This is a genomic window from Streptomyces sp. NPDC005805, assembly GCF_040630445.1.
Lineage (GTDB): Bacteria > Actinomycetota > Actinomycetes > Streptomycetales > Streptomycetaceae > Streptomyces.
Map to the genome: position 1 here is coordinate 64,088 of NZ_JBEXXN010000007.1, position 18,307 is coordinate 82,394.

17 protein-coding genes are annotated in these 18,307 nt (G+C 75.3%); 9 read left to right on the forward strand and 8 right to left on the reverse strand.

Annotated features, from left to right (window positions below; genetic code table 11):
• Nucleotides 1-28: 28 nt before the first annotated feature.
• Together ABZ457_RS06490 and ABZ457_RS06495 are read right to left on the reverse strand one after the other, a co-directional pair.
• Nucleotides 29-2,359 carry a SpoIIE family protein phosphatase gene (locus ABZ457_RS06490; RefSeq protein WP_359154681.1) on the reverse strand — a complete coding sequence of 777 codons (2,331 nt, stop codon included), beginning with the start codon at nucleotides 2,357-2,359 and terminating at the stop codon, nucleotides 29-31.
• 205 nt (nucleotides 2,360-2,564) lie between these two features.
• Nucleotides 2,565-4,730: a SpoIIE family protein phosphatase gene (locus ABZ457_RS06495; protein ID WP_359154530.1), complete on the reverse strand. Its 2,166-nt coding sequence runs from the start codon at nucleotides 4,728-4,730 to the stop codon at nucleotides 2,565-2,567.
• Nucleotides 4,731-4,933: 203 nt separating this feature from the next.
• Here ABZ457_RS06495 and ABZ457_RS06500 point away from each other — a divergent pair, with 203 nt between their 5' ends.
• Nucleotides 4,934-5,779: a GNAT family N-acetyltransferase gene (locus ABZ457_RS06500; protein WP_359154532.1), complete on the forward strand. Its 846-nt coding sequence runs from the start codon at nucleotides 4,934-4,936 to the stop codon at nucleotides 5,777-5,779.
• Nucleotides 5,780-5,805: 26 nt separating this feature from the next.
• On the opposite strand, the gene ABZ457_RS06505 is transcribed toward ABZ457_RS06500, so the two are convergent.
• Nucleotides 5,806-6,591 carry a hypothetical protein gene (locus ABZ457_RS06505; RefSeq protein WP_359154534.1) on the reverse strand — a complete coding sequence of 262 codons (786 nt, stop codon included), beginning with the start codon at nucleotides 6,589-6,591 and terminating at the stop codon, nucleotides 5,806-5,808.
• Nucleotides 6,592-6,835: 244 nt separating this feature from the next.
• Here ABZ457_RS06505 and ABZ457_RS06510 point away from each other — a divergent pair, with 244 nt between their 5' ends.
• Complete coding sequence (locus ABZ457_RS06510; protein WP_359154536.1) at nucleotides 6,836-8,215, forward strand: MFS transporter; 1,380 nt, start codon at nucleotides 6,836-6,838, stop codon at nucleotides 8,213-8,215.
• Nucleotides 8,216-8,261: 46 nt separating this feature from the next.
• Here the strand turns inward: ABZ457_RS06510 and ABZ457_RS06515 are convergent, their stop codons facing one another.
• From ABZ457_RS06515 to ABZ457_RS06525, 3 genes are read right to left on the reverse strand one after another with little or no spacing between them, the layout of a single operon-like run.
• The gene (locus tag ABZ457_RS06515) at nucleotides 8,262-8,594 is read right to left on the reverse strand and encodes an SMR family transporter (RefSeq protein ID WP_359154538.1); all 333 of its coding nucleotides are present in this window, start codon (nucleotides 8,592-8,594) and stop codon (nucleotides 8,262-8,264) included.
• Nucleotides 8,591-8,962: an SMR family transporter gene (locus ABZ457_RS06520; RefSeq protein WP_359154541.1), complete on the reverse strand. Its 372-nt coding sequence runs from the start codon at nucleotides 8,960-8,962 to the stop codon at nucleotides 8,591-8,593. Before ABZ457_RS06520 ends, ABZ457_RS06515 begins: the two co-directional genes overlap by 4 nt.
• A 43-nt stretch (nucleotides 8,963-9,005) precedes the next feature.
• On the reverse strand, nucleotides 9,006-9,998 hold the full coding sequence (locus tag ABZ457_RS06525) for a carbohydrate kinase (RefSeq protein ID WP_359154543.1): 993 nt from the start codon (nucleotides 9,996-9,998) through the stop codon (nucleotides 9,006-9,008).
• A gap of 292 nt (nucleotides 9,999-10,290) precedes the next feature.
• Between ABZ457_RS06525 and ABZ457_RS06530 the strand changes: the two genes are divergently transcribed.
• The 5 genes from ABZ457_RS06530 (at nucleotide 10,291) to ABZ457_RS06550 (ending at nucleotide 14,787) form a co-directional block, all read left to right on the forward strand.
• Nucleotides 10,291-11,313 carry a LacI family DNA-binding transcriptional regulator gene (locus ABZ457_RS06530; RefSeq protein WP_359154545.1) on the forward strand — a complete coding sequence of 341 codons (1,023 nt, stop codon included), beginning with the start codon at nucleotides 10,291-10,293 and terminating at the stop codon, nucleotides 11,311-11,313.
• Nucleotides 11,314-11,886: 573 nt separating this feature from the next.
• Nucleotides 11,887-13,623 carry a ribosomal protection-like ABC-F family protein gene (gene abc-f / locus ABZ457_RS06535; RefSeq protein WP_359154548.1) on the forward strand — a complete coding sequence of 579 codons (1,737 nt, stop codon included), beginning with the start codon at nucleotides 11,887-11,889 and terminating at the stop codon, nucleotides 13,621-13,623.
• Between the two features lie 24 nt (nucleotides 13,624-13,647).
• On the forward strand, nucleotides 13,648-14,142 hold the full coding sequence (locus ABZ457_RS06540) for a peptidylprolyl isomerase (protein ID WP_359154550.1): 495 nt from the start codon (nucleotides 13,648-13,650) through the stop codon (nucleotides 14,140-14,142).
• 158 nt (nucleotides 14,143-14,300) lie between these two features.
• A complete protein-coding gene (locus ABZ457_RS06545) occupies nucleotides 14,301-14,456 on the forward strand; it encodes a DUF6131 family protein (RefSeq protein WP_359154552.1) in 156 nt (51 codons plus the stop codon).
• 130 nt (nucleotides 14,457-14,586) lie between these two features.
• A complete protein-coding gene (locus ABZ457_RS06550; RefSeq protein WP_359154554.1) occupies nucleotides 14,587-14,787 on the forward strand; it encodes a CsbD family protein in 201 nt (66 codons plus the stop codon).
• Between the two features lie 134 nt (nucleotides 14,788-14,921).
• On the opposite strand, the gene ABZ457_RS06555 is transcribed toward ABZ457_RS06550, so the two are convergent.
• On the reverse strand, nucleotides 14,922-15,095 hold the full coding sequence (locus tag ABZ457_RS06555; RefSeq protein ID WP_359154556.1) for a hypothetical protein: 174 nt from the start codon (nucleotides 15,093-15,095) through the stop codon (nucleotides 14,922-14,924).
• A 236-nt stretch (nucleotides 15,096-15,331) separates the two neighbouring features.
• Between ABZ457_RS06555 and ABZ457_RS06560 the strand changes: the two genes are divergently transcribed.
• Nucleotides 15,332-15,883, forward strand: a complete 552-nt coding sequence (locus ABZ457_RS06560) for a hypothetical protein (RefSeq protein ID WP_359154558.1) — start codon at nucleotides 15,332-15,334, stop codon at nucleotides 15,881-15,883.
• A gap of 72 nt (nucleotides 15,884-15,955) precedes the next feature.
• Here ABZ457_RS06560 and ABZ457_RS06565 read toward each other — a convergent pair whose 3' ends face one another.
• Entirely contained in the window at nucleotides 15,956-16,918 is a 963-nt protein-coding gene (locus ABZ457_RS06565; RefSeq protein WP_359154560.1) for an LLM class F420-dependent oxidoreductase, read from the reverse strand.
• Nucleotides 16,919-17,065: 147 nt separating this feature from the next.
• Between ABZ457_RS06565 and ABZ457_RS06570 the strand changes: the two genes are divergently transcribed.
• A complete protein-coding gene (locus ABZ457_RS06570) occupies nucleotides 17,066-18,250 on the forward strand; it encodes a zinc-dependent alcohol dehydrogenase (protein WP_359154563.1) in 1,185 nt (394 codons plus the stop codon).
• Nucleotides 18,251-18,307 lie beyond the last annotated feature (57 nt).

Below are 18,307 nucleotides of genomic sequence, written 5' to 3' on the forward strand. Positions count from 1 at the left end.
ACCAGGCCCCGGTCAGACCGGGCTCCGGTCAGACCGGGCTGCGGTCCGCCGGGAACGCCTGCTCGGTCCAGATGGTCTTGCCGGACGGGGTGTAGCGGGTGCCCCAGCGCTGCACCAGCTGGGCGACGATGAACAGCCCCCGGCCTCCCTCGTCGTCGACCGAGCTGTGCCGCAGATGCGGTGAGGTGTGCCCGGTGTCGGCGACCTCGCAGAGCAGCGCCTGGTCGCGGATGAGGCGCAGTTGCAGCGGGCCCTCGGCATAGCGGACCGCGTTGGTGACCAGTTCGCTGACGACGAGCTGGGAGGTGAAGGCGAGTTCGTCGAGGTCCCAGCGGCCGAGCTGGCCGGTGACGAGTTCCCGGGCGCGGCCCGCGGCCTCCGGTTCGGCCGGCAGGTCCCAGGCGACGACCCGGCGGGCCTCCAGCTCCCGGGTGCGCACCAGGAGCAGCGCGGTGTCGTCGGCGCCGGTGCCGCCGGGGCGGAGTGCGGCGAGTACCCGGTCGCACAGGGTCTCCAGGGGCGCGGGGCCGGCGCCGAGGACCCGGCCGAGGGTGTCGAGCCCGACCTCGATGTCGCGGTCCCGGGCCTCCACCAGACCGTCGGTGAACAGGGCGAGGAGGCTGCCGACGGGGACGTCGAAGGAGGCCGACTCGAAGGGCAGTCCGCCGAGCCCGAGCGGCGGGCCCGCGGGCAGGTCGGGGAAGAGGTAGGAGCCGTCCGGGTGCACGATCACCGGCGGCAGATGGCCCGCGCGGGCCATGGTGCAGCGCCGGGAGACGGGGTCGTAGACGGCGTAGAGGCAGGTGGCGCCGGTGGTGACGTCCGTCTGGGCGTATGCGCGCTGTGCGCCGCCGCCGGGGTCCTCGGCCGGGACGCGGCTGAGCAGGTCGTCGAGCCGGGTCAGCAGTTCGTCGGGGGCCATGTCGAGGGTGGCGAGCGCCTCGACGGTGGTGCGCAGGCGGCCCATGGTGGCGGCGGCCTGGAGACCGTGGCCGACGACGTCGCCGACGACCAGGCCGACCCGGGCGCCGGAGAGCGGGATGACGTCGAACCAGTCGCCGCCGACGCCGGTGATGTCGTCGGCGGGGAGGTAGCGGTGCGCGATCTCGACGGCGGACTGCGGGGGCACGTGCTGGGGCAGCAGCTGGCGCTGGAGGGCGAGGGCGGCGGCGCTCTCGGCGGTGAAGCGGCGGGCGTTGTCGATACCGAGGGCCGCGCGGGCCGCGAGTTCGTCGGCGAGCGCGAGGGCGTCCCCGTCGAAGAAGCGCCTGCTGCCGGTGCGGACGAAGGTGACCAGGCCGAGGACGGCGCCGCCGGTGCGCAGCGGGACGACGAGGGTGTCCTCGGCGTTCACCCGGCCACCGGAGGCGAGGCTGCGCAGCTGCGGGGAGCCGGGTCCGTGGACGACCGGCGCGCCCTCCGGGACCGGGTCCGGCAGGGCGGGCGCGTGGGAGAGGGAGGCGACGCGCACCCAGGCGGTGGCGGGGCCGTGGTCGGGGGCGCCGCCCTCCAGCACCACCCGGGGCACGTCGACGGTCACCCGGGAGGCGAAGCGGGGCACGGCCACGTCCGCGACGGCCCGTGCGGTGGCGGCGACGTCCAGGGTGGCGCCGAGGCGGCGGCCCGCCTCGGCGAGGAGGGCGAGGCCCTGCTGGGCCTCGTGGCGGTCGGTGATGTCGAAGGCGTCCTCGCAGACGCCGAGGACCCGCCCCTCGGCGTCCTGGAGGCGGTAGTAGGAGCAGGACCACAGGTGGAAGGTGTCCGGGTCGCTGGGCTGGCGGCCGAGGAAGTGCAGGTCGAGGAAGACCTCGCCGGTGTCGATGACCCGGCGCATGACCTCGCCGAGGGTCCGCGGGCCGGTGCCGAGGAAGACGCCGTCCGGGTACAGCTCCTCGGCGGGCCGGCCGCGGTACTCGGCGAGGGGGCGGCCGACCTCGTGGTCGTGGGCCGTGTTCGCCCAGACGAGGCGCAGGTCGGTGTCGTAGACGGCGAGGCCCAGCGGGGAGCGGGTGGCGAGGCCCTGGAGCATGGCCAGCCGGGCGTCCGCCTCCCGGCTGCGGCGGAGTTCCTCGACGACGAGGATGCGGGCCGCCGCGCCGCCGCCGGGGAGCGGGCAGTCGGTGACGACCACCTCCACCGGCCGGCCGTCCCGGTGCCGGGCGGTCCCGGTGCGGCGGCCGGGCCCGGCGTCCGGCGGCAGGTCGAGGACGGCGGAGACCGGGCGTCCCACGACCTCGGCGGCGGGCAGGCCGAGGAGTTCCCCGGCGGCGGGGCTCCATCCGATGACGGTGTCCCGGGCGTCGAGGACGACGGTGGCCGCGCCCGCGATGTCGGCGGAGCCGCGCGGGTCCGCCGACATCGCGGGCGCGGACCAGGCGGTTCGCGTGGACGCGGCGCCTGACGGGGTCTCCGGTGCAGGCCAGGGACGTTCCATCCCTTCAGAATCAGCCCGGTGGGGGCGCCGCACAAGCGAGGCCCCCGGCGCGGCGGGGCGCCAGGGAGTGTCCGGAACGTCGCGCCGTTCGCCCGGAGGGCGCCAACCAGGCGGGACTTTGTCAATACACCTAGGACGCCGGGAGCGGCTGCTCGGCCCAGATGGTCTTGCCCATGGCCCCGTACCGGGTGCCCCAGCACTCGGTGAGGCTGGCGACGAGCAGCAGGCCCCGGCCGCCCTCGTCGTAGATCCGGGCGCGGCGCAGATGGGGGGCGGTGCTGCTGCCGTCGGACACCTCGCAGACGAGGGCGGTGTCGCGGATGAGGCGCAGCCGGATCGGGGAGCCGCCGTAGCGGATCGCGTTGGTGACGAGTTCGCTGACGACGAGTTCCGTGGTGAAGACGGCGTCGGTCAGGCCCCAGGCCTCCAGCTGGGCGGCGGCGTACTTGCGGGCCCGGGCCACCACGGAGGGGTCGCAGGGCAGTTCCCAGGAGGCGTGGTGGTCCGCGTCCAGCCGGCCGACGCGGGCGAGGAGCAGGGCCACGTCGTCGTCGGGCCGGGCGGGCAGCAGGGCCTCCATCACGGCGTCGCAGGTGTCGTCGAGGGACCCGGTGGGCCGGGCGAGGGTGTCCCGCAGCACGGTGAGGGCGGCGTCGGTGTCCCGCCCGGGGGCCTCCACCAGTCCGTCGGTGTAGAGGGCGAGCATGCTCCGCTCGGGCAGTTCGAACTCGGCCGCCTCGAAGGGCAGCCCGCCCACTCCGAGCGGCGGGCCGCTGGGCAGTTCCATCAGCGCGGCGGTGCCGTCGGGGCGGACGAGGACGGGCTCGGGGTGGCCGGCCCGGGCCATGGAGCAGTGGCCGGTGACCGGGTCGTAGACGGCGAAGAGGCAGGTGGCACCGGTGACGGAGGAGCCGCCGGCGGAGTCGACGGCCTCCTCCCGGTCGAGTTTCAGGACCAGGTCGTCCAACTGGGTGAGGAGTTCGTCGGGCGCGAGGTCCACATCGGCGAGGGTGCGCACGGCGGTGCGCAGCCGGCCCATGGTCGCCGATGCCTGCACGCCGTGGCCGACGACGTCGCCGACGACCAGGGCGACGCGGGCCCCGGAGAGCGGGATCACGTCGAACCAGTCCCCGCCGATACCGGCGCCGGTGGTGTTCGGCAGATAGCGGGAGGCGACCTCGACGGCCTGCTGGCGCACGGTCCGGCGGGGCAGCAGGCTGCGCTGGAGGGCGAGGGCGGTGGCGTGCTCGCGGGTGTAGCGGCGGGCGTTGTCCACGGCCACGGCGGCGCGGGCGGCCAGTTCCCCGGCGAGCGCCAGGTCGTTCTCGTCGAAGGGGTCGGGGTTGCGGTGCCGGCCGAAGCTGGCGATGCCGAGGCTGACGCCCCGGGCCAGCAGCGGGGCGGTCAGGGTGGAGTGGACGCGGTGGGCGCGCATGCTGCGGACGCGTTCGGGGTCGACGGGCTCCCAGAGCACCAGGGCCGCCTCGTCCACGTCCTGGCGGACCGCCTCGCCGCGCACGAGGACCCGTCCCATCGCGGAGTCCCGGGCGAGGGCGTAGGACTCGCCGACGGGGACGACCGACTCGGGGCAGCCGTCGAGGACGGAGGCCTGGGCGGTGCGGCGGAAGACGATGTCGGTGCCGGGCGGCGGGGGGCGCGGCTCGTCCCCGGCGAGGACCGGCTCCAGCAGGTCCACGGCGACGAAGTCGGCGAAGCTCTCGGTGGCCAGCTCCGCCAGCTCCTCGGCCGTGCGGACCACGTCCAGGGTGCTGCCGATCCGCATGCTGGCCTCGTCCAGGACGGCCATCCGCTCGCGGGCGCGGTACTGCTCGGTGATGTCCAGGGTGACCACGGAGCAGCCGTGGACGCGGCCGTCGCCGTCGGTGACGGGTGAGAGGACGGCCGTCCAGACGTGCTCGTCGCCGCCGGGGCGCAGGAAGGTCTCGTAGGTGCGGGACTCGCCGGAGGCCATCACCTCGCGCATGACCTGCTCCAGCTCCTGCCCGCCGCCGACGACGACGCCGGGGGCGAGTTCACCCGGGCGCAGACCGCTGACCTGCCAGAGTTCGCGGTCGACGACCCGCAGGGCGGCGGTGTTGGCCCAGACGCGGCGGCAGTCGCGGTCGTAGTAGGCCATGGGCACCGGCATCTGCTCCATGATCAGCGGCGCCAGGGCGGTCATGTCCACGGCGCCGCGACCGTCGGGCGCGGGCGGGCCGTCCGGGGTGTCCGCCCCGCCGGGCCCGTCCGGGCCTGGTTCCGCGGCGGCGTCCCGGCCGGTGCCGTGTCCGTCCATGGGGAGATCACTCGCCCTTCCCGGCGCCTGTCCGCCGTCGCGGGGGCCGGTGGCGGCCCTCGTCCCAGCATGCTCCCGACCTGGGAGCCTCTCAACCAGCGCACGTCCGCGCCCGTGACGCGGGGCCCGGCGGGAGTGTTGTGCAGACCGGCGGAGCCCGGCGCCCGACGGGTGGGTGCGGGGGCGGAAGTGGAGGAGCGGCCGTGCCGGAATTCGTGATCGGGAACGCGAGCGCACAGGACAGGGCGCTGATGCGGGAGTGGGCGGAGGCGGAGGGGTGGAACCCGGGCGACTCCGACCTCCAGGCGTTCGCCGTCGCCGACCCCCGGGGCTTTCTGACGGGACGGCTGGACGGGGTGCCCGTGGGCTGTGTGTCGGCGGTGCGCCAGGGCGCGGCCGGCGGGTTCATCGGCTTCTACATCACCAGCCCGCCGGTGCGGGGGCAGGGCTACGGCATCCGGCTGTGGCGGGCCGCGACCGAGCGGCTGGCCGGGCGGCTGACGGGGCTGGACGGGGTGGTCGCCCAGCAGCACAACTACCGGAAGTCCGGGTTCCGCCGGGCGTGGACGAATCTGCGTTTCGAGGGCGTGCCGGGCGGGGTGACGCCGGTGCCGCCCGGGGTCCGGCTGTGCGACGCCCGGACGCTGCCCTTCGATGCGCTCGCGGCGTACGACCGGCGTTTCGTCCCCGCGGAGCGGGACGCCTTCCTCGCCGCGTGGACCGGTCTGCCGGGGCGGACGGCGGTCGCGGCCCTGCGGGACGGGGAGCTGTGCGGTCTCGGCGTGGTCCGGCCGTGCGCCGGGGCCTCCCGGATCGGGCCGCTGTACGCCGCCGGGTCCGGGGTCGCGGTGGCGCTGCTCGGTGCGCTGGCGGAGGCGGCGGGCGGGCCGGTCGCGATCGATGTGCCGGACGTCTGCCCCGGGGCGGCCGGGCTGGTGTCGGGGCTGGGTTTGGAGCCGGTGTTCGAGACGGCGCGGATGTACACGGGCCCGGCTCCGGTGCTGGACGCGGCCGGGCTCTACGGCGTCACCAGCCTTGAACTGGGGTGAGGGGCGCGGCGGCTCACGGCGGGGGGCTATGTGCGCAGCTCGGCGGCCGGGCCCATGACGATCACCGGGCCCCGGTCGGGGTCCAGGGCGCGCAGCAGCTGCCGCATATGGTCGGCCGAGAGGGAGATGCACGCCTGGGTCGGACCCTCGTGGTCGACGTGGACCCACACCCCGCCGCCCCGCTCCTCGCCGAGCGGGCGTTCCTTGTCCAGGGGCGTGCGGCCGGGGACGCGGTTGTAGTCGATGGCGATCACATGGTCGAAGGAGCCCTCCAGGGGTTCGCCGAGGAAGCCGGTGCCGGAGACGGCGAACTCCGGGTCCTGGTCGTAGGGCAGCAGGGCCCCCGGGTCGGGCAGCCTGCCGCCCGCGTCGCCCAGGCCGAAGACCCCGATCGGGGTGCGCAGATCGCCCGCCCAGTGCTCGTGGGTCCAGCCGCGCAGGCCGTTGTGCGCGGGCCAGGGGCCGAGGACCCGGGTCCAGGGGGAGGCGGCGTCCTCGCGCTGCCAGAGGACGGCGGTGGCGGTGCTGGTGTCGGCCCTCTCACCGGTGACGACCAGGGCCTGGTGGGTGCCGTCGGTCAGGGAGGCGGCGGTCCCCGGTCCGATGCCGGGGATCGCACGCGGGGTGGGTGCCGGGGCGGGGCGCTGCTCGGTGTCGGCGTGCTTGTCGGAGCCGCTGCCGGCCGGGCCCGCGGCGGGGGCCGGAGGGGCGGCCGGGGACGCGGCGGGTCCGGTGGAGCATCCGGTGAGCAGCAGGGCCGCCGCGCACAGCGTGGGGAGCAGCAGGTGTGCGGCTCGCTGACGGACAGGCATGGGGGCGTCCTCCGTGCTCGTGGAACAGTGCGGGCCATGCGTACCCGCGACGCGCCGGGACCGGTCCCCGTCGCCGAGGGCTCACTCCTCCGGGGCATCGGCCGGTCGGGCCCCTGCCGTAGAATCGGCCGTATGCGCCGACGACATTGATCCACCGCCCCTGGTCCCAGGACGGACTGCCGCGGACCGCCGCTCGGGTGAGCACCCGGCGTCCGCTGTCCGTCCCGTCGAAGGACCTTTCCGCATGCTCACCTTGTCGTCATGCCCGCCCGACGCCCGCCTCCGGCGTCTGGAGCGGCGGCTCTGCCTCTACTCGGGTCTTGAGGACTTCGTCCTCCTGTACCCCCTCTACGCACTGCTCTTCGCCGATCACGGCCTCACCACGGCCGAGATCTCGTCCCTGTTCGCCCTGTGGTCCCTCGCCGGACTGGTGCTGGAGGTGCCGTCCGGTGTGCTGGCGGACGTGCTGTCGCGGCGGCTGCTGCTGATCGCGGGTCCGCTGCTGACCGCGACCGGTTTCACCCTGTGGTTCACCGTCCCGTCGTACGGGACCTTCGCCGCGGGCTTCGTGCTCTGGGGTGTCGGCGGGGCGCTGCGGTCCGGCGCGTACGAGGCGCTGGCGCACGACGAACTGGAGCGGCTGGGCGCCGCCTCGCGGTACGCGCGGGTGATGGGCCGGGCCACGGCCTGGGCGATGGTCGCGGTGGCGGTCTCCACGGCGGCCGCCGCGCCGGTCCTCGCGGTCGGCGGGCTGCCCGCGATCGCGGTGGCGAGTGTCGGGGCCTGTCTGCTCTGCGCGGCGGCGGGCGCGGCCCTGCCGGAGCACCGGGGCGGCGCACGTTCGGGCTCGGACCCGGGTGACGCCGCGGACGTGGGGGCCCCGGGCCCGGTGGCGACGCTGCGCGCCGGTCTGGGCGATGTGCGGCGCAGCCGGCCGGTCCGGCGGGCGCTGCTGCTGAGCATCGCGGTCACCTCGGTGTGGGGCGCGCTGGACGAGTACGTGCCGCTGCTGGCCGCGTCGACCGGCGTGGCCGCCACCACGGTGCCGCTGCTGGCGCTGGTGGTGTGGTCGGGGCTGACGGCCGGTTCGCTGCTGGTGGGACGGGCGGAGGGGATGCGTTCGCGGTCCCTGGGGCTGCTGCTCGCCGGGGGTGCGGCGGCCACGGCGCTGGGCGCGCTCTCCGGGCATCCGGCCGGGTTCGTCGCGGTGGCGGCGGGGTTCCTGGTGTTCCAGCTCGCGGACGTCCTCGCCGACGCGCGACTCCAGGCGGCGATCACCGGGCCGAGCCGGGCCACGGTCACCTCGCTCGCGGGTCTGGGCACCAGCGTGGCGACGCTGGGCACGTACGGCGCGTACGCGGGCCTGTCCGCGCAGTTCGGGCACGGCGGGGTGTTCGCCCTGCTGGCCCTCCCCTATCTGGGGGTGGCCCTCGCCCTGTTCCTGCGCGGACGGGTGCGGGCGGTCGCGCCGGAGGACCATGTGCCGGACGCCCGCCCCGGGGCCGGTCGGGAAGCCGACCACGAGCCCGGTCCGGAAGGCGCCGCGGAGGCCGCTCCCGAACCGGGTCCGGAAGACGGTCCCGAGGCCGGTCCCGTGGTCGTCGTACCGGAGCCGGGGCGCTGACGAGGCGGGTCCGGGGCGGTCGTGTCCGGCGGCCGTCCCGGCCCGCTCAGCGGTGGTGGGTCGCGTTGAGTTCGATGACCAGCACTCCCGCGATGACGAGACCGATGCCGAGGAGCATGACCGCCGTGAGCGGTTCCTTGAACAGGACCCGTGAGGCCAGGGCCGTCAGCGCGACCCCGCAGGCGGCCCAGATCCCGTACGCGACCCCGAGGGCGACCCCGAGGCTCAGGGTGAGGCTGAGCAGGACGAAGGCGGCGAGGTAGCCGGCCCCCACCGCGAGGAACCACCGCCGGTCGGCGCCGGGTTGGGAGGCCATCCGCAGGGAGAGCGTGCCGCCGACCTCGGACAGGATCGCGCCCATCAGGATCACCCAGCTCACGCCGTCTCCCCCTGCCGCCCGTCCGCGTCCCGCCGTTCGCGGTGGGCCGCCTGGGCGCCGAGTTCGACGCACAGGACACCGCCGATGACCAGGACGATGCCCACACCCATCCCGATGGAGAGCGGATCGCCGAAGACCAGTGCGGCGAGGACGGCCGTCAGCGCGACCCCGCAGGCGGCCCAGACGCCGTACGCGACCCCGATGCCCATGCCCTGACGCAGCGTCAGACTCAGGGCGGTGAAGGCGCCGGCGTAGCCGACCACGACCACCGTGTACCAGGCGGGGTGGTCAAGTGCCGCGCGCAGGGAGAGCGTCGCGGCGACTTCGAGCAGGATCGCCGCCGAGAGGAGCAGCCATTTGTTCGTCATGGGGTGTGTCAGGCCCTTCAGGGGTCGACGGCCACGCGGGACTCTACCCACCCGGCCGGGCGGGGGCGGTCGGCTCGCCCAACCGGTCGGCCCGGGGCGGGTTGGGGCCGGCGACCGAGCAGGTGAGGGCCGCCACGCGGGCGGCGAAGGCGCAGGCGTCGGCCACCTCACTGATCGTCAGCCCGTCCGGCCGGCCGCCCAGGGCGCCCTGGACGCCGAGGTGGTGGAGGAGGCCCGCGGTGAACGAGTCCCCGGCGCCGACGGTGTCCACGACGCGCACCGGCGGGGCCGGGACCGTGACGCGCTCCCCGTCCAGGGAGGCGAGCGCGCCCCGCTCCCCCAGGGTGATCACCACGAGGGGGACGCCGGCCGCGTGCCACTCGTCGCAGGCCGCTTCGGGGGTGCGGCCGGGGAGCAGCAGGGCGAGGTCGTCCTCGCTGAGGCGCAGCACGTCCGCGAGGCGGCACCACGCGGGCAGCCGCTCCCGGTAGACGGCGGGCGGGACGAGCAGCGGGCGGACGTTGGGGTCGATGGACACGGTCGCCCCGGCGCGCGCCGCGCGGGCGAGGAACTCCTCGACGACCGTGCCGCCGGGCTCCCGGACCAGGGCGAGCGAGCCGGTGTGCACACAGGTGACGCCGTCCAGCGGGACGGCGTCCAGTTCCGCGCGGGTCCACTGCCAGTCGGCCGTGCCCTCGGCGTGGAAGGAGTACGCGGCCTGCCCGGCCGCGTCCAGTTCCGCGACGGCGAGGGTGCTCGGTTCGGCGGCGCGGACGGCGGCCGACAGGTCGACCCCGGAGTCCTCCAGCCGCCGGCGGAAGAGCCGTCCGAACACGTCGTCGCCGAGGCGGGCCAGGAAGCGGGCGGGGGTGCCGAGGCGGGCCAGGGCGACGGCGGTGTTGGCGGGTCCGCCGCCGGCCAGTACGCGCAGGGTCAGCGCGTCGGAGGCCCCGTCCGCCGGTTCGGTGAAGGCGTCCGCGACGCACTCGCCGAGGACGGTGACGGGCGAGGGGCGCGCGGGGGGCTCTCGGCGCATGGCGGTCTCCTCGGGCGGTGAGCCGGTCGCGGGGCGGCGGGTGGGCGGCGGTGGCGGGCCGCGCGGCCGGTGGCCGGTGGGCCGGGTGCGGGGACGCCGGGAAGTCCACCATCCGCGCCGCGTCGGTGTCAACGATGACAGCTGTCATCGTTGACACCGGTGCCCGCCGGGCCGGGCGCCGGTAGGGTCGGGTCCGCGCCGGGGCGTCGTCGCGGCGGCGCTCCCCCTCCGACCGCGCGGGCGGTCCCGTCCGTACGGGACCGGCGCGCCGAACCGACAGGAACGGTGGTGCATGGCCGCGAGCCGCCGCCCGACGCTGGCCGATGTCGCCCGCGAGGTGGGCGTCAGCGCGAAGACCGTCTCCCGGGTCCTCAACGCGGACGGGCCGAGTTCGCCCGAGACCCGGGCGCGGGTCCTCTCCGCCGTCGCCCGGCTCGGCTTCCAGCCCAACCCGATGGCCCGCAGCGTCCGCGTCGGCGGGCCGGACACCACCGTCGGCCTGGTCGTGCCGGACCCGGGCAACCCCTTCTTCGGGACGGTCGCGGGGGCGGTCGAGGAGGCCGTCCGCGGGCGGGGGCTCACCCTGCTGATGGGGTCGTCCGCCGACGATCCGGAGCGGGAGCGGGCTCTGGTGGGCACCTTCCTGGCGCGGCGGGTGAGCGTGCTGCTGGTGGTGCCCTCGCCCGGGGCGGACCACGCGTATCTGGCTCGGCACCGGGCGGGCGGTCTGCCGGTCGTCTTCCTCGACCGGCCCGGTTCGGGCCTCGCGGCGGACGCCGTCGCCGGGACCCACCGGGCGGGCGCGCACGAGGGCGTCGCGCATCTCCTCGCCCACGGCCACCGGCGGATCGGCTTCCTCGGCGACCTGCCCGTCCGCCTGCACACCCGGCGCGAGCGCCTGGCCGGCTACCGGGCGGCCCTGACGGAGGCCGGGCTGCCGTACGACCGGGCCCTGGTCGCGAACGCGCACACCGCGGCGGACGCGGCCGGGGCGGCGCGGGCGCTGCTGGCCCTGCCCGATCCGCCGACGGCCCTGTTCGCGGGCAACAACGTGGCGGCGACGGGCGCGGTCACCGAACTGGCCCGCTCCGGCCGCCGCCGGGACGTGGCACTGGTCGCCTTCGACGACCTGCCGCTGGCAGAGGCCCTGGACCCGCCCCTGACGGCCGTCGCCCAGGACCCGGCGGCCATCGGACGGGCAGCGGCGGAGACGGCCCTCGCCCGCCTGGACGGCGACCGCTCCCGCGCCCGGTCCGTCCCGGTCTCCACCCGGCTGGTGCCGCGCGGGTCGGGGGAACTCCGGGGGCCGGGGTGAGCGGGGTGGCGCTCGGCGCCGGGGCGGGGCGTAGCCCTCGGGGTCGGGCCCGGGGCGGGGTGTAGCCCCGGCCCGGCCGGGGCCATCCGGGCGGGGCGTGGCTCGGGGGGCCGGGCCGAGGTGGGCCCGGCCCGGGCGGGACGTAGCCGAGGCGTACGCGGGACGCCGAGGCCGCCTCCGGCCGGCGCGCCCCGGCCGGAGGCGGCGGCCCTGCCCCTCGGCCATAGCCCCCGGGCGGGCGCCGGCCCCGGCCCGCCATGGCCGGTCCCAGGGCGCGGCGTAGCCCTCGGGGGGCCGGGCCGGGCGTAGCCCTCGGGGCCGGGGTGGGCCCGCCCCGGGCCGGGGGAAAAGGGGCCGCACCGGGCACGGGGGCGGCGTTAGACTCGGCCGCATGGGTTCTCACCGGCACTACTTCTTCCTCTGATTCCGGGCGCGGACGCGACCTGAGCCACCGCACGGCCGGTGGCGCCGTCGGCGTCCCCCTTCGCCCGACCGGAGAACCCGTCCGCCCCGGACGAGACGCGCACGCGAAGGCGTCGCCGTGTCCGGTGGCCCGCATTCCAGGGGAAGACCATGCGCGCACGCGCCCAGTTGACGTTCACCGATGTGTCCAAGAGCTATGCCGACCACCCCGTACTCGACCAGGTCTCGTTCACCGTCCGGCCCGGGGAACGAGCCGGGGTCGTCGGGGAGAACGGGTCCGGGAAGTCCACGCTGCTGCGTCTGATGGCGGGCGCGGAGGAGCCCGGCGGCGGGGAGGTCACCGTCCACGCGCCCGGCGGCACCGGGCACCTCGCGCAGACGCTGGACCGGACCTTCGCCGTCGGCCCGGACGCGACCGTGCGGGACGTCGTCGACGCGGCCCTCGCCGAACTGCGCGGTCTCGAACAGCGGCTGCGGGCCGCGGAGTCGGCCCTCGGCACCGCCGGTGAGGCCCAACTCGCCGCTTACGGAGAGCTGTTGACCGCCTTCGAGGAGCGCGGCGGGTACGAGGCCGACGCCCGGGTGGAGGCGGCTCTGCACGGGCTCGGTCTCGCGGGCGTCGGGCGGGACCGCCCGGTCGCCACGCTGTCGGGCGGGGAGCAGTCCCGGCTCGCCCTCGCCTGTGTGCTGAGCGCCGGCCCCGAACTGCTGCTGCTCGACGAGCCGACCAACCATCTGGACGCGCAGGCGGCGGGCTGGCTGGAGGAGCGGCTGCGGGCGCACCGCGGCACGGTCGTCGCGGTCACCCACGACCGGGCGTTCCTGGAGCGGATCGCCACCACGATCCTGGAGGTGGACCGGGACCGGCGGGCGGTGAACCGTTACGGCGACGGGTGGGCGGGCTACCGGACCGCGAAGGCGGCCGCCCGCCGCCGCTGGGAGCAGGACCACCGGGAGTGGCGGGACGAGCTGGCGCGGACCGAGGAGCTGGTCGGGGCGGCGGGGCAGCGGCTCGCCGCCACGGGCGGGGACCCGCGCCAGGGCTTCGGCAAGCACCGGCGGTCCAGCGAGGCGAAGCTCTCGGGCCGGGTCCGGGCCGCGCGGACCCGGCTTAAGGAGCTGCGGCGCCGGCCCGTGGCCGCGCCGCCCGAGCCGCTGCGGTTCACGGGCCGTCCGCGCACGCTCGCCGGCCGGGCCCCGGGCGGGATCCTGGCCGAACTCACGGACGTGACCGTCGGGCAGCGCCTGCGGCTGGACGGCCTGCGGGTGCGGGCCGGGGAACGGCTGCTGGTGACGGGCCCCAACGGCGCCGGCAAGTCGACGCTGCTGCGGGTCCTCGCGGGCGAGTTGCGCCCGGACACGGGCCGGGTGGAGCGGCCGGGGCAGGCCGCGATCGGCTATCTGCCGCAGGAACTCCCGGACCGCCCGGCCCGGGGCACCCTGCTCGCCGCGTACGCCGAGGGCCGGCCGGGTGTGCCGGAGGACCACGCGGACGCGTTGCTGGAGCTCGGGCTGTTCCGCGAACGGGACCTGGAGGTGCCGGTCGCGGCGCTCTCGGTCGGCCAGCAGCGGCGGCTGGAACTGGCCCGGCTGCTGTCGCGGCCGGCGGACCTCCTGGTGCTCGACGAGCCGACGAACCATGTCGCGCTCACCCTGGTGGAGGAGTTGGAGGCGGCGCTCGCGGAGTACGCGGGGGCGGTGGTCGCCGTCTCGCACGACCGGCGCTTCCGCGCCGGCTTCACCAGCGGCCGGCTCGAACTGCGCTCGGGCCGGGCGGTACGGCACGCGGACCAGGACCCGGTCCTGGTCCGCGTCCCGCCGAGGGACCGGGACCCCTCCGGGGAGCGGGACTCGCCGCTCTCACCGGGGCCTGATGTGCGCCGGTAGCGGCCGGGATGCCAGGATGGCCGCATGAGCAATGTGTACTTCGACATCACGATCGACGACCGTGCCGCCGGCCGGATCGTCTTCCAGCTCTTCGACGAGGTCGTCCCGAAGACCGCGAAGAACTTCCGCGAGCTGGCGACCGGCGAGCACGGCTACGGCTACGAGGGTTCGTCGTTCCACCGGGTCATCCCGGACTTCATGCTGCAGGGCGGCGACTTCACCGCCGGCAACGGCACCGGCGGCCGCAGCATCTACGGCGAGAAGTTCGCCGACGAGAACTTCCAGCTCAAGCACACCAAGCCGGGCCAGCTCTCGATGGCCAACGCGGGCCCGAACACCAACGGTTCGCAGTTCTTCATCACGACCATCGTGACGGACTGGCTGGACAACAAGCACGTCGTCTTCGGCGAGGTCGTCGAGGGCATGGACCTCGTCAAGGAGATCGAGGCCCTGGGTTCGCGCACCGGGGCGCTGAGCTCGAAGGTCACGATCGCCAAGTCGGGTGTCGTCGACGCCTGATCCTTTCGCCGCACGGCGCGGGGCCGTGGCGCGCAGCGTTTTCCGCTGTGCGCCACGGCCCATTTTTCTTTTCTCTTTTCTCCTCCGTTCCCCCCCGTTTGACAACGGGCAGAGCGGTAACCCTCACTCGCGGGGACAGTCGACCGAAGGAACAGGTAATGATCATTCTGGGGCTCATACTTCTCATCGTCGGTGCCGTGGCCGGCATCGGAATTCTGTGGACCATCGGAATCGTGCTGATCGCCGTCGGGGCCGCGCTCTGGCTTCTCGGCGCCCTCGGGCGCTCGGTCGGCGGGCGCCGTCACTACTGGTGACCGCGGAACCTGCTGCCATCAGGCGCGATGCGTACCGTCGCCGTAGTCTCGGCAGGGCGTGAATTCTTCAGACGGCTTCACTTCGGATGACTTCAGACGACCTCACAGGTTTCAGAGGAAAGGTGACATCGTGAGCGCGAACGAAAAGGCCAAGGCGAAGTACGAGCAGGCCAAGGGAAAGCTCAAGGAAGGCGCCGGCCGGACCACGGACGACGAGAGCATGGCCGCGGAAGGCCGTGCCGAGAAGTCCCAGGGGTCGCTGCGTGAGGCGAAGGAAAAGGCGAAGGACAGCGCCGGAAAGGTGCGGGACGCCCTCAAGGGCGACCGCTGAGGTGCTGAACTGCTGAACTGCTGAGCTTCCGTGGCCGCACCCCGGCCGCAGTGGTCAACAGCGGTCGTACGGGAGGGGCCCGGCGGATGCGCCGGGCCCCTCCCGTACGCCTGGCCCGAGTCCCCGGGGCCGCGTCAGCCCGGGGACTCGCCCGGCTCCGGCGACTCCTCGACGTCCGGGGGTTCGGGCGACGCCTCGTCGCCGTCGTCCTCGTCGGCCTCCTGCCGGTCGGCCTGCTGGTCGGGCATGTCGCGGGGCAGCGGATCGCCGGGGCCCTCGGGGCGGTAGTCCTCGGAATCCACGGTCACTGGTTCGCGCTCCTGTCCTGTGTCTGGTCGTTCCGTCCTTCCCGGCCCGGGTGGTCCCGGCCGGAGTCGACGGGTACCCGCCGCGGCCCGTCCCACTCCCCGGGCCGCGCGCGGCGTCCAGGGGGCGTGCGCCGGTGGCGCGGGAGCGGCCCCTTTTCCGCCCCGGTACTCCCCGATCACCGCACGGAGGGCGGCCGGGCATGTCGCACGGGCCCCGTCTGGTCCATAATTCTCCGGTGAAAGACGATCAGGTCGTGCGGCTGCCCAGGCGGGGTCCCGACGCCGCCGCGCCGCATCCGGGGGCGACGCAGGCCGGGCCCGTATGGCCCCAGTGGCGGGAGGACCACCCCGCGGTCTCGGGCGAGGGCCTCCCGTACGTCCTCGCGGCGCTGCGTATGACCGTTCCCGCGGGCCGGAGTTGGCAGCAGCGCCGGCTGGTGGAGAACGACCGGCTGCGCACCCGGCTGGTACCGCTGTTCGGCGCCCTGCCGATGAGTCACTCCCTGTTGCAGGAGCCGCACGGGGGCCAGCACTGCCGGTACAGCGACCGGGCGTTGCGCCTCTGGCAGGACGCCGACCCGGACCGCTGGCCGAACACCCTCTACCGGGATTTCGCGGAGGCGGACGGACCGCGCACCGGTCTGGGCGAGTTGACGGTCACGCTGCGGCTGGAGACCCGGGACGGGCAGGTGAGCCTGACCGAGCGGACGATAGCGGAGTGCAATGTGCGCGCCGACGGCCGGCTGCTGCTCACCCAGGTCCCGGACCGGCTGACGGCCGAGGGCTGAGCCCGCACCCGCCGGTCGCGTCCGGGCGACGCGAAGAGGCGGGAAGCGGCGGGAAACGGCGGGGAAAGGCCGTCAGACGGCGCGCAGTTCGGGGAGGAGCTTGTCCCCGGCCCATTCGAGGAAGTCGTGCTGGGTGTCGCCGCCGATCTGGACGAGCGCCACATCGGTGAAGCCCGCGTCGGCGAACTCCTGCACGGCCCGGGCGACCGCCTCGGGGTCGTCCCCGCAGGGGATGGACTCGGCGACGCCCTCCGGCTCGACGAACCGCGTCGCGGCCTCGAAGGCGTCGGGGTGCGGGAGTTCGGAGTTGACCTTCCAGCCGCCCGCGAACCAGCGGAACTGGTCGTGCGCGCGCTCCACCGCGCGTTCGCGGTCGGTGTCGTAGCAGATCGGCAGCTGCCCGATGCGGGGCTTGCCCGTGCCGCCCGCGCGGTCGAAGGCGTCGACGAGGCCGCGTTCCGGCTCCACCGCGATCAGCAGGTCCGCCAGTTCCCCGGCCAGTTCGCAGGAGCGCGAGCCGGAGACGGCGACACCGATCGGGGGCGACTCCTCGGGGAGGTCCCACAGGCGGGCGGACTCCACGGTGAAGTAGCCGCCGCGGCGGCTGACGTGCTCGCCGCGGAACAGCTCACGGATGATCTCCACCGCCTCGCGGAGCATGCCGAGGCGGACGTCCGCGGCGGGCCAGGGGCCGACGATGTGCTCGTTCAGGTTCTCCCCGGAGCCGAGGCCGAGACGGAACCGGCCCTCGGACAGGAGTTGCAGGGTCGCCGCCTTCTGCGCCACGACGGCCGGGTGGTAGCGCATCGTCGGGCAGGTCACATACGTCATGAGCGGGATCTCGGAGGTCGCCCGGGCGGCGGCCCCGAGAACGCTCCACGCGTACGGCGAGTGCCCCTGGGAGCGCAGCCACGGGAAGGCGTGGTCGGAGGTGACCGAGAAGCCGAAGCCGACGTCCTCGGCGTGGACCACATGGTCCACGAGCTGCCGGGGGCCGGCCTGCTCGGTCATCATCGTGTAGCCGATGTTCACCATGCGCGCCGGGTGCCCAGCTCCCGGGCGGGGAAACACCCCCCGACCCGGCCCCCTCCGTTTCGTTCCGCGGGGCGCGCCCATGAAGTCCGCCGGCCTGGGTACCCCGACTCGCAGGGCGGCCCCGTACCGCCCTGCGGAGAGGACACCATGAAGGCTCTGACCTGGCAGGGAAAGCGCGATGTGCGGGTCGGGACCGTGCCGGACCCGGTGATCAGGGATCCGGACGACGTGATCGTCCGGATCACCACGACCGGGCTGTGCGGTTCCGATCTCCACCTGTACGAACTGCTCGGGGCGTACCTCGATCCGGGTGACATCCTCGGGCACGAACCGATGGGCGTGGTCGCGGAGACCGGGCCGGAGGTGCGCACCCTGCGGCCCGGGGACCGGGTGGTGGTGCCGTTCAACGTCTCGTGCGGCAGCTGCTGGATGTGCGGGCAGGGGCTGCACTCGCAGTGCGAGACCACCCAGGTCCGCGCGTACGGCAAGGGCGCCGCGCTGTTCGGCTACACCAAGCTGTACGGGCAGGTGCCGGGCGGGCAGGCGGAGTATCTGCGGGTGCCGTTCGGCGACCGGCTGCCCGTCAAGGTCCCCGAGGGGCCTCCGGACGAGCGGTTCGTCTATCTGTCCGACGTGCTGCCGACGGCGTGGCAGGCCGTGGAGTACGCGGCGGTGCCCCCGGAGGGCAGCGTGGCGGTCATCGGTCTGGGCCCGATCGGCGACATGTGCGCCAGGATCGCCGCGCACCGCGGGGCGGGCCAGGTCATCGGCGTCGACCTCGTCCCGGAACGGCTGGCCCGGGCGCGCGCCCGCGGGGTGCGCACCTTCGGTCTCGACGACTACGGCGACGCGCTGGCGGACGCCGTACGGGACGCCACCGGCGGGCGCGGTCCGGACGCGGTGATCGACGCCGTCGGCATGGAGGCCCACGGGTCGCCGGCCGCCAAGGGCGCGCAGCAGGTCACCTCGCTGCTGCCGGACGCGCTCGCCGCCCGCCTGATGGAGCGTGCCGCGGTGGACCCGCTGCCCGCCCTGCACCTGGCGCTGGACATGGTCCGCCGGGGCGGGACGGTGTCGGTCTCCGGTGTGTACGGCGGGATGGCGGACCCCATGCCGATGCTCGCGATGTTCGACAAGCAGATCCAGTTGCGGATGGGCCAGGCGAATGTGCGGCGCTGGATGGACGACCTGCTGCCCCTCGTCACCGACGGCGATCCGCTGGGCACCGAGGGTTTCGCCACGCACCGGATGCCGCTGGCGCAGGCCCCCGACGCGTACGAGATGTTCCAGAAGAAGCGGGACGGCGCCGTGAAGGTGCTGTTCACCCCGTGACACGGCGGCCGCGCGGGATACCCGCGCCCGGGCCGGAGCCCGCCGGAGAGGCAGGAC